Origin of the sequence: Kitasatospora sp. NPDC092286 (assembly GCF_044755565.1) — a bacterium.
Classification (GTDB): Bacteria; Actinomycetota; Actinomycetes; order Streptomycetales; family Streptomycetaceae; genus Kitasatospora.
In genome coordinates, this window is sequence record NZ_JBIVRD010000017.1 from 20,870 (window position 1) to 33,669 (window position 12,800).

At 72.7% G+C, this 12,800-nt stretch carries 16 protein-coding genes; 11 read left to right on the plus strand and 5 right to left on the minus strand.

The features are described from left to right. Positions 1-5 precede the first annotated feature (5 nt). A complete protein-coding gene (locus tag ACIQIB_RS18995; protein ID WP_363606629.1) occupies positions 6-551 on the minus strand; it encodes a hypothetical protein in 546 nt (181 codons plus the stop codon). A 255-nt stretch (positions 552-806) separates the two neighbouring features. Here ACIQIB_RS18995 and ACIQIB_RS19000 point away from each other — a divergent pair, with 255 nt between their 5' ends. Then, on the plus strand, positions 807-1,835 hold the full coding sequence (locus ACIQIB_RS19000; protein WP_363606630.1) for a hypothetical protein: 1,029 nt from the start codon (positions 807-809) through the stop codon (positions 1,833-1,835). Positions 1,836-1,879: 44 nt separating this feature from the next. Here the strand turns inward: ACIQIB_RS19000 and ACIQIB_RS19005 are convergent, their stop codons facing one another. Beyond that, positions 1,880-2,470, minus strand: a complete 591-nt coding sequence (locus ACIQIB_RS19005; protein ID WP_400759154.1) for a nicotinamidase — start codon at positions 2,468-2,470, stop codon at positions 1,880-1,882. A 161-nt stretch (positions 2,471-2,631) separates the two neighbouring features. After that, positions 2,632-3,948, minus strand: coding sequence for a nicotinate phosphoribosyltransferase (locus ACIQIB_RS19010; protein ID WP_400655581.1), 1,317 nt, complete (start codon positions 3,946-3,948; stop codon positions 2,632-2,634). Between the two features lie 145 nt (positions 3,949-4,093). On the opposite strand from ACIQIB_RS19010, the gene clpS reads away from it, so the two are divergent. The 7 genes from clpS to ACIQIB_RS19045 all read left to right on the plus strand — a co-directional run bounded on the left by clpS (position 4,094) and on the right by ACIQIB_RS19045 (position 8,837). Then, the gene (gene clpS / locus ACIQIB_RS19015; RefSeq protein ID WP_363606635.1) at positions 4,094-4,387 is read left to right on the plus strand and encodes an ATP-dependent Clp protease adapter ClpS; all 294 of its coding nucleotides are present in this window, start codon (positions 4,094-4,096) and stop codon (positions 4,385-4,387) included. A gap of 57 nt (positions 4,388-4,444) precedes the next feature. Further along, the gene (locus ACIQIB_RS19020) at positions 4,445-5,023 is read left to right on the plus strand and encodes a DUF2017 domain-containing protein (protein WP_363606636.1); all 579 of its coding nucleotides are present in this window, start codon (positions 4,445-4,447) and stop codon (positions 5,021-5,023) included. Between the two features lie 186 nt (positions 5,024-5,209). Continuing rightward, positions 5,210-6,652, plus strand: coding sequence for an amino acid permease (locus tag ACIQIB_RS19025; protein WP_363606637.1), 1,443 nt, complete (start codon positions 5,210-5,212; stop codon positions 6,650-6,652). 55 nt (positions 6,653-6,707) lie between these two features. Next, positions 6,708-7,139 carry a Mov34/MPN/PAD-1 family protein gene (locus tag ACIQIB_RS19030; protein WP_400759157.1) on the plus strand — a complete coding sequence of 144 codons (432 nt, stop codon included), beginning with the start codon at positions 6,708-6,710 and terminating at the stop codon, positions 7,137-7,139. 139 nt (positions 7,140-7,278) lie between these two features. After that, on the plus strand, positions 7,279-7,398 hold the full coding sequence (locus tag ACIQIB_RS19035; RefSeq protein WP_363606640.1) for a putative leader peptide: 120 nt from the start codon (positions 7,279-7,281) through the stop codon (positions 7,396-7,398). A 102-nt stretch (positions 7,399-7,500) separates the two neighbouring features. Then, positions 7,501-7,779, plus strand: a complete 279-nt coding sequence (locus tag ACIQIB_RS19040; protein WP_350544771.1) for a MoaD/ThiS family protein — start codon at positions 7,501-7,503, stop codon at positions 7,777-7,779. Between the two features lie 89 nt (positions 7,780-7,868). Continuing rightward, positions 7,869-8,837 carry a PLP-dependent cysteine synthase family protein gene (locus ACIQIB_RS19045; RefSeq protein ID WP_400655586.1) on the plus strand — a complete coding sequence of 323 codons (969 nt, stop codon included), beginning with the start codon at positions 7,869-7,871 and terminating at the stop codon, positions 8,835-8,837. Positions 8,838-8,872: 35 nt separating this feature from the next. Here ACIQIB_RS19045 and ACIQIB_RS19050 read toward each other — a convergent pair whose 3' ends face one another. Beyond that, positions 8,873-9,313: a type II toxin-antitoxin system PemK/MazF family toxin gene (locus tag ACIQIB_RS19050; protein ID WP_363606644.1), complete on the minus strand. Its 441-nt coding sequence runs from the start codon at positions 9,311-9,313 to the stop codon at positions 8,873-8,875. 185 nt (positions 9,314-9,498) lie between these two features. Here ACIQIB_RS19050 and ACIQIB_RS19055 point away from each other — a divergent pair, with 185 nt between their 5' ends. Both ACIQIB_RS19055 and ACIQIB_RS19060 read left to right on the plus strand, forming a co-directional pair. Continuing rightward, on the plus strand, positions 9,499-9,690 hold the full coding sequence (locus tag ACIQIB_RS19055; protein ID WP_363606646.1) for a MerR family transcriptional regulator: 192 nt from the start codon (positions 9,499-9,501) through the stop codon (positions 9,688-9,690). 185 nt (positions 9,691-9,875) lie between these two features. Beyond that, positions 9,876-10,622 (plus strand): MBL fold metallo-hydrolase, encoded by a 747-nt coding sequence (locus ACIQIB_RS19060; protein WP_363606647.1) that lies wholly within the window; start codon positions 9,876-9,878, stop codon positions 10,620-10,622. 36 nt (positions 10,623-10,658) lie between these two features. On the opposite strand, the gene ACIQIB_RS19065 is transcribed toward ACIQIB_RS19060, so the two are convergent. Continuing rightward, positions 10,659-11,573 (minus strand): branched-chain amino acid transaminase, encoded by a 915-nt coding sequence (locus ACIQIB_RS19065; protein WP_400759161.1) that lies wholly within the window; start codon positions 11,571-11,573, stop codon positions 10,659-10,661. Positions 11,574-11,715: 142 nt separating this feature from the next. On the opposite strand from ACIQIB_RS19065, the gene ACIQIB_RS19070 reads away from it, so the two are divergent. Further along, positions 11,716-12,789: a LuxR C-terminal-related transcriptional regulator gene (locus ACIQIB_RS19070; protein ID WP_400759164.1), complete on the plus strand. Its 1,074-nt coding sequence runs from the start codon at positions 11,716-11,718 to the stop codon at positions 12,787-12,789. Positions 12,790-12,800 lie beyond the last annotated feature (11 nt).

Sequence of the window (12,800 nt, forward strand, 5' to 3'; positions counted from 1 at the left end):
GCTCGTCAGTTCTGGCGTCCGGTCTCCGCCGGGGTGATCCGGTCGTCCGCCGCGGTGCGCCGCTCGACCTGGGCGGGGAACGATTCGAGGGCTCGCCGGCGGGCCAGTTGCGCCGCTGCGGCGGCCGCGGCGCCGGCGGCGCTCGCGAGTCTCGCGGTGTCGGCCTCGTCCCCGCCGTGCACGGTGAGTCTCGCGAGGTCGGCCCCGGTGCCCCGCCGGTCGCGGCCGACGGCGCTGCGCGCGGCGTGTTCCTCGGCCGCCTGTCTCGCGGCCAGATAGGCCTGGACGGCGGCCATCCCGTACACCGGCTGGATCAGCTGGTGGCCCTTGAAGAAGGGTCTGGCCGGGGCGAACCCGGCGGCGACCACGAGGTCGCGAATCTCGGCTATCTCCGCCTCGCTGCGGGCGGTGAAGCGGACCTCCCAGCCTTTCTTGTACGTATGGCCCTGTTCGCCGCTCCGGCGGGCCGGGTCCGGCCGGCGGACGTATCCGGGCAGGCGGCCGAGGCGGAGTTGGGCCGCGCGGAGGCCGGCGGTCTCGTCACGTGACATGAAGTAAGGGTAGGCAATCCGGAGGGCGGGAGTGACTCCCGGAGGGGCTTCGGCGTATGCCCTTGGTCACCCACGGTCAAACGCCCTGGTCGGCGATCGGCTTCGATCGGTGATGACAACCATAAGGCCGACCATTGCTCCGAATGGGTGAGGGTATGGGGACTTTAGTGCGGGCTGATCCCGGTTTCGCGACGGTTGGGTAACAGTGCGTCAGGCGCCTGATGGCCGGTCGGTGCTGTTGGGGATGGTGTCGGCATGAGCTACCGGATTCCCTCGCCGCCGCCTTCCCTGGAGGAGCTGGCGAAGCGTCAGCAGAATGTTGTCACCGCCAGCCAGTTGCGCGCCCGCGGCGTGCCGGCCCGGGTCGTCAGTGAGCACTGCCGCCGTGGTGGCCCGTGGCGGCGGCTGCTGCCCCGCGTCTACCTGTTGCAGGACGAAGGGCCGACGCCGGAGCAGCGGATGTGGGCCGCCCTGCTGTACGCCGCGCAGAACGGCCGGGAGGAGGGCCGCCGCGAGGGCGCGGTGATCACCGGTACGGCCGCGCTCGCGCTGTACGGCTTCGCGGCCGCGCCGCGGCTGACCGCCGTCACCGGGGTGGACGTCCTGGTGCCCCGGCAGCGCCGGCTGAAGGACGCCGGTGAGGTGCGGATCCGGCGCACCGAGCGGGAGTTGGTGGCCCGGTCCGTGCAGGGCCTGGCGTGTGCGCCGGTCGCCCGGGCGGTCGCCGACGCGCTGTGCGCGTGGACGGCGGACGGGGCCGCGCCGGGCGTCGCGGCCGGCCCGCGGCTGGTCCGCGAGGTCCTGCGCGAGGCCGTGCACCGGCCGGACGTCCGCTGCACGGCGGGGGAGTTGGTCGCCGAGCTGACCGAGTCCGGGCTGATCGCCGACCCGGCCGTGCGGGCCGCACTGGACGAACTGCTGGCCGCCGAGCGGGATGTGGCGCTGGACCGGGTCGGCGAGGTGGTGGACGCGTGGCTGCTGCCCGCCCCGCTGGCCGGCCCCGAACTGCGGATGCGCGGCGGCACCTACATCGCCGTTCCGGACCTCTACTGGCCGCAGGCGGGCGTGGCGGTGGAGGTCGACTCGGAGCTGCGCTGTGTCAGCGAGGGGGAGACCGCCTGGGTGCGCGGCGGCCAGCAGCGGATGGAGTACCTCGGGGTCCGGGTGGTCCACCTCTCCGGCGCGCGGCTGGCCGCCGACCCGGACGCGGTCGGCGCGGAGCTGCGCGAGGCGTTGTTGCGGGGTGGTACCGACGTGGTGGAGCTGATGGTCACCGAGTTCTGAACCGCGTGCCGAACCGCGTGCCGAGCGGTCTGCGGAGCAGGGGCTCAGCTCCGCACCACCGGGGAGCCGACCAGCTCGACCCCGGCGGCCCGCAGCTCCTCCAGCGCGGCGGAGACGGTCGCCGGCATGACGCCCGCCGTCAGGTCCAGCAGGACGCGGGTGGTGAAGCCCGCCCTGGCCGCGTCCAGCGCGGTGGCCTTGACGCAGTGGTCGGTGGCGAGGCCGACCACGTCCACCTCGGTGACCTGCCGCTCGCGCAGCCACTCCACCGGTCCGCGGTTGTTCTCGTCGATCCCCTCGAACCCGCTGTACGCCGCCGCGTAGGCGCCCTTGTCGAAGACCGCCTCGATGGCGCCCGAGGTGACGGAGGGCGCGAAGTTGGGGTGGAAGCCCACACCCTCGGTGCCCGCCACGCAGTGCACCGGCCAGCTGTTGATGTAGTTCGGCCGGTCGGAGAAGTGGTCGCCCGGGTCGATGTGGTTGTCGCGGGTGGCGAGGATGTGCTGGTACCCGGGGGAGGACTCGGCGATCAGGTCGGTGATCGCGGCGGCCACCTCGGCCCCGCCGGAGACGGCCAGGCTGCCGCCCTCGCAGAAGTCGTTCTGCACGTCGACGACGATCAGTGCCCGGTGCATGGCTCGCATCCTCGGTTGTGGGGGGTCTGCGCCCCGGCGGTGGGAGCCCTCGGGAGGTCCTCGGGAGCTCCGCGGGAACTCTACGGCTGACTCTAGGGAGTGGCGCGCGGAGGCGGAAGGCCCGGGCCCGCCGCCTCCGCGCGAGACCTGCGTTCGAACGTTCAGACGATCAGTTCGGTGGGCAGCACCGGATCGCCCTTGGACAGCTGGGTGGCCGACAGCGGCAGCGCCGCCCGGGCCCGGACGTGCCGCTCGCGGGCCGCGCTCAGGGGTTCCCGGCCGACCACCTCGCCCGCCCGGACCAGCGGCACCTGCATCAGGTGCGGCTCCAGCCCGGCCGGGACGGGCCCGGTGCCGACCACCTCGGCCTCGGCGACGCCCTCCCCGTCGGGCCGGCGCGCCGCCCACTTGCGGCCGCCGATGCTGGTCTTGCCGCCGGCCGCGCGCTTGGCCACCGGGGCCAGCGGCCCGTCCGCCGACGTGGCCCGGGCGACCAGCTTGTAGACCATCGCGCAGGTCGGGTGGCCGCTGCCGGTGACCAGGCTGGTGCCGACGCCGTAGCCGTCCACGGGTGCGGCGGCCAGCGCGGCGATCGCGTACTCGTCCAGGTCCGAGGTGACGATGATCTTCGTCCGCTCGGCGCCGAGCTCGTCCAGCTGGCGGCGGACCCGGTGGGCCAGCAGGGTGAGGTCGCCGGAGTCGATCCGGACCGCGCCCAGCTCCGGTCCGGCCACCTCGACGGCGGTGCGCACCGCCTCGCGCAGGTCGAAGGTGTCGACCAGCAGGGTGGTGCCCTTGCCCATGGAGGCGATCTGCGCCCGGAACGCGTCGCGCTCGCTGTCGTGCACCAGGGTGAAGGCGTGTGCGGCGGTGCCGGTGGTCGGGATGCCGTAGGTGAAGCCGGCCTCCAGGTCGGAGGTGGCGCCGAAGCCGGCCACGTAGGCGGCCCGGGCTGCCGCGACGGCGGCGTGCTCGTGGGCGCGCCGGGCACCCATCTCGATGCAGGGGCGCCCGCCGGCGGCGGCGGTCATCCGGGAGGCGGCGGCGGCGATCGCCGAGTCGTGGTTGAGGATGGAGAGGATCACCGTCTCCAGGATCACCGCCTCGGCGAAGGTGCCCTCGACGGTGAGCAGCGGCGATCCGGGGAAGTAGACCTCGCCCTCCGGGTAGCCGTGGATGTCACCGGTGAACCGGTAGTCGGCCAGGTAGCGCAGGGTGTCCTCGTCGGCCACGCCCTGGCCGGCCAGCCAGTCGAGCTGTGCGGCGGTGAAACGGAAGTCCTCGACGGCGTCCAGCACCCGGCCGGTGCCGGCCATCACGCCGTAGCGCCGGCCGTTCGGGAGCCGGCGGGTGAACACCTCGAAGACGGAGCGGCGGTGCGCGGCCCCGCTGCGCAGGGCTGCCTGCAGCATGGTGAGCTCATAACGATCGGTGAACAGCGCGGTCGAGCCGGCCGCGCGCACGGAAGTGGCGTCCATGTGGATGATGCTACTACCACTTAGCGTCAGAGTGACGATTTCTCGTTCGCGGTACCTGGGGCGGAATCGCCCGCGGGTCCCCCGGATGGCAGCATGGGGGCTGGAAGGGCATGTGGGAGAGAGCACAGCGAGGGAGGACCCAGCGGTGAGTGTCGCGCCCGCGGAGATCGAGCGCCCGGAGGTCGAAGGCCTGCCGGTGGTGGAGCCGGACACGCCCTGGGTGACCATCGTGCACAACGATCCGGTCAACCTGATGAGCTACGTCCAGCACGTCTTCCAGGCCTACTTCGGCTACCCGAAGGACAAGGCGAGGAAGCTGATGATGGAGGTGCACAGCAAGGGCCGGGCAGTGGTCTCCAGCGGCTCCCGCGAGGAGATGGAGCGTGACGTCCAGGCGATGCACGGGTACGGCCTCTGGGCCACCCTGCAGCACGACTGACCCGCCGGCGCGGGCTCCGCACACCACCGAATCGACGAGACGGGCTGACCGATACAGATGGCTGGGTTGTTCGAGAGTGCCGGCGGCGGGAGCGCGGCGATCGCGCTGGACGAGCTGGAGGCCTCCATCCTGCGCTCCCTGGAGGTGCAGATGCTGGAGCTGATCGGCCCCGGCCCGGCGGCGGAGGGCGGCGGCGACCCGCTGGCCGCGCTGTTCGCCGAGGGGCCCACCGAGGCGCCCGCCGATCCGGCGCTGGCCAGGCTCTTCCCGGACGCGTACGGCGATCCGGAGCGGCCCGAGGAGGCCGAGGACAAGGTGGCCTCCGCCGAGTTCCGCCGCTACACCGAGCTGGACCTGCGCGCCCGCAAGCGCGAGGACGCGCTGCACGTGGTCCGGGCCCTGGACGGGCTGGGCGGCGAGGGCGGGGTGCTCAAGCTGGCCGCCGCCGACGGTCTGCGCTGGCTGGGCGCGCTCAACGACCTGCGGCTGACGCTGGGCGTGCGGCTGGAGGTCACCGAGGAGGACGAGCAGGGGCTGTACGACCTGCCGGACACCGACGAGCGCAAGCCGCTGGTGATGGCCTACCTCTGGCTGGGCGCACTCCAGGAGTCGCTGCTGGAGGCGATCGCGGACTGATTCTCCCGCCGCCGGGCCGCCCCGACCATCTGTTCACATGATGGACCGATGGTCGGGGCATTTCTGTCTAAAACGGGCGAAAACCTACCAGGTCATGCTCAAATGTCGCTCAGATGAACACCGCTATTCGGAGCCTGCGTGGTACGACTTCCTCCTCCCCACGAGACCCACCCAGGACGGTGAACCATGGCCGAACAGCTCTACGACGAAGTCGTCGACGCCAAGCCGGACGAGGAGGGTTACCAGCGGGGGCTGGGCAGTCGCCAGATCCAGATGATCGCCATCGGTGGCGCCATCGGCACCGGCCTCTTCCTCGGTGCGGGCACGGCGATCTCCAGGTCGGGGCCGAGCCTGATCCTGTCCTACGCCGTCGCCGGCGTGGTGATCTTCGTGATCATGCGGGCCCTCGGCGAACTGCTCACCTACCGCCCGGTGTCGGGCAGCTTCGCGGAGTACGCGCGGGAGTTCCTCGGCCCCTTCGCGGGTTATGTGACCGGCTGGACGTACTGGCTCTTCTGGGTGGTCACGGGCATGGCGGAAACCACCGCCGCCGCCGTCTACATACGGTTCTGGGCGCCCGACATCCCGCAGTGGATCAGCGCGTTGACCTTCCTGGTCATCCTGTACGCGGCCAACCTGATCTCGGTGAAGCTGTTCGGCGAGATCGAGTTCTGGTTCTCCATGGTCAAGGTGACGGCCATCATCGGCATGATCCTGATCGGCATCGGCGTGCTCACCCTGGGCTTCAGCAAAGCCGGTGACACCGCGTCGATCACCCACCTCTGGGACAACGGCGGCTTCTTCCCCAAGGGCATCGGCGCCACCGTGATGACGTTGCAGATCGTGATGTTCGCCTACCTCGGCGTCGAACTCGTGGGCGTCACCGCCGGGGAGAGCGAGAACCCGCAGAAGACCCTGCCGCGGGCCATCAACACCCTGCCCTGGCGCATCGTGCTGTTCTACATCGGCGCCCTGACGATCATCCTCGCGCTGGTGCCGTGGACCGAATTCCAGCCCGGCGTCAGCCCGTTCGTCGCCGCCTTCGGCAAGATAGGCATCCCGGCCGCGGCCGGCATCATCAACTTCGTGGTGCTCACCGCCGCGCTCTCCTCCTGCAACTCCGGCATGTACTCCACCGGCCGCATGCTGCGCGACCTCGCCCTGCGCGGCCAGGCCCCCGGCCGGCTCACCGGCCTCAACGCGCGCCGCACCCCCGCCGTCGCGATCACCGTCTCCTCGCTGCTGATGGGCGTCGGCGTGGTGCTCAACTACCTGGTGCCGGCCAAGGCGTTCGAGTACATCACCTCGGTCGCCACCGTCTGCGGGCTCTGGACCTGGGCGATGATCCTGATCTGCCAGATCCGCTACCGCCGGGCCTGGCGGAACGGCCACCTGCCACCGCCCAGCTTCAAGGCGCCCGGCGGTGTCTGGAGCAGCTGGGCCGCTCTCGCCTTCCTCGCCCTGGTCGTCGTGCTGATCGCCTTCGACCCGATCAGCCGGATCTCGCTCTACGTCTTCCCGGTCTGGGCCGTGCTCCTGGTCGTCGGCTACCAGGTGCTCAAGCGCACCCGCCCGCAGGCCGTCCACGGCACCGCCCATGACCACCTGCACGTCGGCGACAGCGGCTGAGCCGGGCCGTGGACGCCCCGGCGGACACCGGCCGGGGCGTGGCTATCCTGGCCGCATGCTGACCATCACCCGAGAACTGCGCGACGCGATCGTCGCCCACGCCCGCGCCGACCATCCGGACGAGGCCTGCGGCGTGGTCGCCGGACCGGCCGGCAGCGGACGGCCGGAGCGGTTCATCCCGATGCTCAACGCCGCCCGGTCGCCCACCTTCTACGAGTTCGACTCGGGTGACCTGCTCAAGCTCTACCGCGAGATGGACGACCGGGACGAGGAGCCCGTGATCGTCTACCACTCGCACACCGCCACCGAGGCCTACCCGTCGCGCACCGACGTGAGCTACGCCTCCGAGCCGTTCGCCCACTACGTCCTGGTCTCCACCGCCGAGGGCAACGGCGCGGACGACCCGTACCAGTTCCGCTCGTTCCGCATCGTGGACGGCGCGATCACAGAGGAAGACGTCCAGGTAGTCGAGGCCTACCCGGCCTGACCAGCACCCACCTGGGCGGGGCCCGCCGACTGTCCGCGAAGCGGTCGGCGGGCCGTGCTGTCTCAGCAGCAGAAACGGAAACATCCGGATCCCGAGACGGGCATGTCGGAGCGGGCCCGGGAATCTATACGATGAGTCCATGCGTTCCGTCGATGTGAGCAACCAGGCCCCGGGCATCCGCCTTGTGGCGCGCCTGCACGTCGACCTGTGCCGGCTCGCCAGTGCGATCTGTCCCGGCACGCCGGCGCGCTCGCGCTGAGCCGCCCGTCCAGGCCCGCCGTCGGCCCCAGGCCCCGGGCCCACCCCGCCCTGCCGCGTCCGCTGCGGCCCACCACCCCACCACTCGCACAGGAGCGCACCCATGGCCATCGAGGTCCGCATCCCGACCATCCTCCGCACCTACACCGACGGCGCCAAGGCCGTCGAGGGCACCGGTAGCAACCTCGGGGAACTCTTCCACGACCTCGACGCCCGCCACCCGGGCATCGCCGCCCGCCTGCTGGACGGCGGCGAGCTGCGCCGCTTCGTCAACGTCTACCTCAACGACGAGGACGTCCGCTTCCTGGAGGGCATCTCCACCGCCCTCGCCGACGGTGACAGCGTCACCATCCTGCCCGCCGTGGCCGGCGGCGCCCGCTGACCTCCCGCTCTCCCGCCCGATCGCCCACCGGGCGGCGCGGGCGGGAGAGCCGCCGCACCCGACCCTCACCGCCGTTGCCGGAGGCCCCCTTGCGTTACGACAGCCCGCTCGAAGCCGTCGGCAACACCCCGCTGGTCCGCCTGCCCCGACTCTCCGCCGCGCTCCCCGGCAACGCCGACGGCCTGGTGAGCCTCTGGGCCAAGCTGGAGGACCGCAACCCCACCGGGTCCATCAAGGACCGCCCGGCGCTGCACATGATCGAGCGCGCCGAGGCCGCCGGCCGGCTCACCCCCGGCTGCACCATCCTGGAGCCCACCAGCGGCAACACCGGCATCTCGCTCGCCATGGCCGCCAAGCTCAAGGGCTACCGGATGGTCTGTGTGATGCCCGAGAACACCAGTGAGGAACGGCGCGAGCTGCTCCGCATGTGGGGCGCCGAGATCATCGCCTCCCCGGCCGCCGGCGGCTCCAACACCGCGGTGCGGATCGCCAAGGAGATCGCCGCCGAGCACCCCGACTGGGTGATGCTCTACCAGTACGGCAACCCGGACAACGCCGGTGCCCACTACGCCACCACCGGGCCCGAGATCCTCGCCGACCTGCCCACCGTCACCCACTTCGTGGCCGGCCTCGGCACCACCGGCACCCTGATGGGCGTCGGCCGGTTCCTGCGCGAGAAGGTCCCCGGCGTGCAGATCGTCGCCGCCGAGCCCCGCTACGACGACCTGGTCTACGGTCTGCGCAACCTCGACGAGGGCTTCGTCCCCGAGCTGTACGACGCCGAGGTGCTCACCACCCGCTTCTCGGTCGGCTCCGCCGACGCCGTCCGCCGCACCCGCGAGCTCCTCCAGCAGGAGGGCATCTTCGCCGGCGTCTCCACCGGCGCCATCCTGCACGCCGCCATCGGCGCCGGCCGCAAGGCCGCCGCGGCCGGCCGCCGCGCCGACATCGTCTTCGTGGTCGCCGACGGTGGCTGGAAGTACCTCTCCACCGGCATCTACACCGCCGAGACCACCGAGGACGCGGTCGAGGCCCTTCAGGGCCAGCTCTGGGCGTAGGGCCCTTCCCGCCGGACGGGCGGACGGCCCGACCGCTAGACCCCGGCCGCGTGCCGGGCCCGGGCCCAGGTCTGCCCGTCCACCGCACCGGCCCGGCGGCGGAAGGCCGAGAGCGGCACCTCGCGCAGCTCGTCGGTCTCCAGCCAGCTGCTCCGGCCCTGCCGGTCGGCCACCGTGCCGGGCGGCAGCGGCAGCACCCCGGGGCGGTCGGCGTGGTGCTTGCTGGTGATCTTCGCGACGGTCGCGACCCGGCCGTTCACCCGCAGCACCAGACAGGGGCGGTCCTTCGACCCCGGGCCGTCCTCGAACGGGACCTCGGCCCACCAGATCTCCTGCGGCGCCGGTCCGGGACGGCCCTTCGCCGGCCGTGGCGCGGCCGGTGCGGGCGCCTGCCGGGCCCGCCGGACCAGCGCCGGCACGACGAAGGCCAGGGCCGCGACCGCCGCCACCGCCAGGACCACCCAGATGCCAGTCATGCGGCCGACCGTACCGGGCACGCGGCTCCCCGCACCACTGTGACCGTCGCCGCGGCCGGGTATTTGTCCGGACTCTGCTTCCGGTTCGTCACGGAATGACCACAGAGTCCGATCTTGGGCGAGGATGCCCCCGGCCCCCGGAAAGGCTGCTCACGAACGTTTCCCGACGCAAACGGAGTGACCCCGTGAGGCACAGCACCGACCTGTGGACCTACACCGAGATCGCCCGCCACATCAAGGTCCAGCCGGAGACCGTCCGCAACTACCGCAGGCACGGCCTGCTGCCCGCCCCCGACGTCGTCGACGGCAGCGGCCACCCCCGCTGGTACCCCGCCACGATCAGGACCTGGGCCCGCAGGCGCCCCGGCCACCGCTGAACCGGAGACGCCGCCCCCGGCCCAGGCGTTCTGGTGATTCCAGCCACAGCGCGGCACGGAGACGGGGGCAAAGTGCCGCTCCCCCCTTACTCTCGACACGCGAACGCAGTGCTACCGGCCGGTTCACCGGCCCGTACTGCCATTGACCAGCAGCAGCCAGGACGTGTCGGGGCGGAGGGGCTCGGATGAAACTGACCGTGGTGGGGTGCTCGGGGAGCTTCCCGTCCGCCGACTCGCCGTGCTCCAGCTACCTCGTCGAGGCCGACGGCTACCGGGTGGTGCTCGACCTCGGCAACGGCGCGCTCGGCGCCCTGCAGAAGTACGCCGACCTCTACGAGGTGGACGCCGTCCTGCTCAGCCACCTCCACGCCGACCACTGCATCGACCTCTGCGCCTACTGGGTCGCGCGCAACTACCGTGCCGGGGGCTGTCCCGACCCGATGCCGGTCTACGGCCCGGCCGGGACCGCCGAACGGCTCGCCCGCGCCTACGACATGCCGGAGGACCCCGGCATGAAGGAGGTCTTCGACTTCCGCACCCTCACTCCCGGCGGCTTCGACCTCGGCCCGCTGCGGATCGGGGTCGCGCAGGTCAACCACCCGGTCGACGCCTTCGCCTTCCGGCTCGAACACAACGGCCGGGCCCTCGTCTACTCCGGCGACACCGGGGAGAGCGCCGAACTCGTCGAGCTCGCCCGCGACAGCGACCTCTTCCTCTGCGAGGCCGCCTACCTCGACGGCCGGGACACCTACCGCGCCGTCCACCTCAACGGCCGTGAGGCCGGTGAACACGCCACCGCCGCCCGCGCCCGGCGCCTCGTGCTCACCCACATCCCACCGTGGACCGACGCCGAGCACAACCTGCGGGACGCCGCCGAGGCCTTCGCCGGCCCGGTCGAGGTCGCCCGGGCCGGCGCGGTGTACGAGATCTGAGTCCGCACCCGGAGACCGTCCGGCCTCCGGGCGGGTTCACTCCACCGGGGTCAGCCAGTGCCGGTACCGGGGATCGGCGCCCGAGACCGCCGCCTCGTAGGCCGCCCGCAGCCGGGCCGTCAGCGGGCCGGGCGCGGCCGGCAGCTCCCGGTCGTCCAGCGACCGCACCGGGACCACCCCGGCCGCCGTCCCGCAGACGAACACCTCGTCCGCCGCGTACAGATCCGAGCGCAGCAGCCGTTCCACCCGCACCTCCACCCCCAGGCCCCGGGCCAGCGCCAGCACCGTGTCCTGGGTGATCCCCTCCAGCGCTCCCGCGCTGGTCGGCGGGGTACGCAGCACCCCGTCGCGCACCGCGAACACGTTCTCCCCGGTGCACTCGCTCACCGAGCCGTCCGGGCCGAGCAGCAGCGCCTCGTCGTACCCCGCGTCGGTCGCCTCCCGGCGGGCCAGCACCGAGTTCAGATACGGGCCGGTCGCCTTCGCGGCGGGCGGCACCGTGTTCGGGTCGTTCCGCCGCCAGCTGCTCGTCTTCACCCTGATCCCCGCGTCCGCTTCGGGGAGTTGGGACTGCCACTCCCAGCTCGCGATCGACGTCGAGACGGGGGAGGAGCGCATGTCCATCCCCATCGAGCCGTAGCCGAGGAAGGCGAAGTGCCGCAGATAGCAGGACCGGTGGCCGTTGGCGCGCACCAGTTCGATCGTTGCCTTGGTCAAGTCATCCACGGTGTAGGGGAGTTCCATGCGCAGCATGCGGGCGCTGCGCTCCAGCCGGCGCAGATGCTCGGGCAGCCGGAACACCGCCGGGCCGTCCGCCGTCGCGAACACCCTGGTGCCCTCCAGTACCCCTGTGCCGTAGTGCAGTCCGTGCGTCAGGACGTGCACCCGCGCCTCCTGCCAGGGCACCAGTGCGCCGTCCAACCAGATCGTCGAAGCTTCGGGAAGAGCCATGGGCCCATCCTGGCCACCGCCGGACCGCGGGTCAGCCGCCCCGGCGCTGCCGGAACCGGCCATGACCGGGAGCGGAAGGGGCGGCCGTCTCGCTCCTCGGAAACCCCGGACCCACCCGCCGCCCCCTCACTACGCTGCGCTGATGGAGAGCCCCGACGGCCGCCCCGACAGCGACGCCACCCTGCTCTACGCCCGCCTGCTCGCCGAGCCGGGACGCCCGGCCGTCGCCCTCGGCCTGGGCTGGGACGAGAGCCGCCTCGCCGCCGCGACCGGCGAGCTCCTCGCGCTCGGCCTGCTCCAGCCGACGGCCGGCGGTCGGGGCGCGGGCCAGGAGACAGGTCGGGGCGCAGGTCGGGGGCCGGGCCAGGGCGCCGACGGCGTCGGCGATCACGCTGCCGGTCATGCGGCGGTCTCCGTCGACACGGCCGTCCGCCAACTGCTCCTCGACGCCGACCAGCAGGTCGGCGCCCTGGTCACGGCCCTGCGCCGGGCCCGCGACTCCGTCGACCGCCTGCACACCGGCTACCTGCCGGTCCAGCACCGCCACCACGCCGGTACCGCCCTCGAGCTCGTCCGCGGGGCCGACCGGATCGCCGCCCTGCTGGAGGACGCGGCCCGCGGTGCCCGCACCGAGGCGCTCTCCCTGCGCCCGGGCCAGGACCTGTCGGGTCCGGCCCTGGCCGGCAAGCTGGCCCGCGAACGGCTCGCCCTCGCCCACGGCGCCGCCCTGCGCACCATCTACCCGGCCGCCGCGCTGCGCCGGCCCGCCGTGCTCGCGCACGTCCGGGAGCTGACCGGCGCCGGGGCCAGGATCAGGGCCGCCCACTCGCTGCCGCTCTGGCTGATCGTGGTGGACGCCCGGCTGGCGATCCTGCCCGCGCCGGGCGCCGGTCCGGACGGCGACGCCCCGGTGGCGGAGGCGGCCGTGGTGGTCCGCGAACCGGCCCTGGTCGCACTGGTGGCGGAGCTGTTCGAGTACTTCTGGTCGGCCGCCTGGACACCGCCGGAACTCCTCTCCGACCCGACGGAGATGACCGACCGTCATCTGGAGGTGCTGCGGCTGCTCGCGGCCGGCCGCACCGATGCGGCGATCGCCCGCAAGCTGGAGGTGTCCGAGCGTACGGTGCGCCGGCTGGTCGCCGAACTGACCGCCGGCCTGGGAGCGGAGAGCCGCTTCCAGGCCGGCGTGCACGCGGCCCGCCTCGGCCGGATCTGAGGCGGGATCTG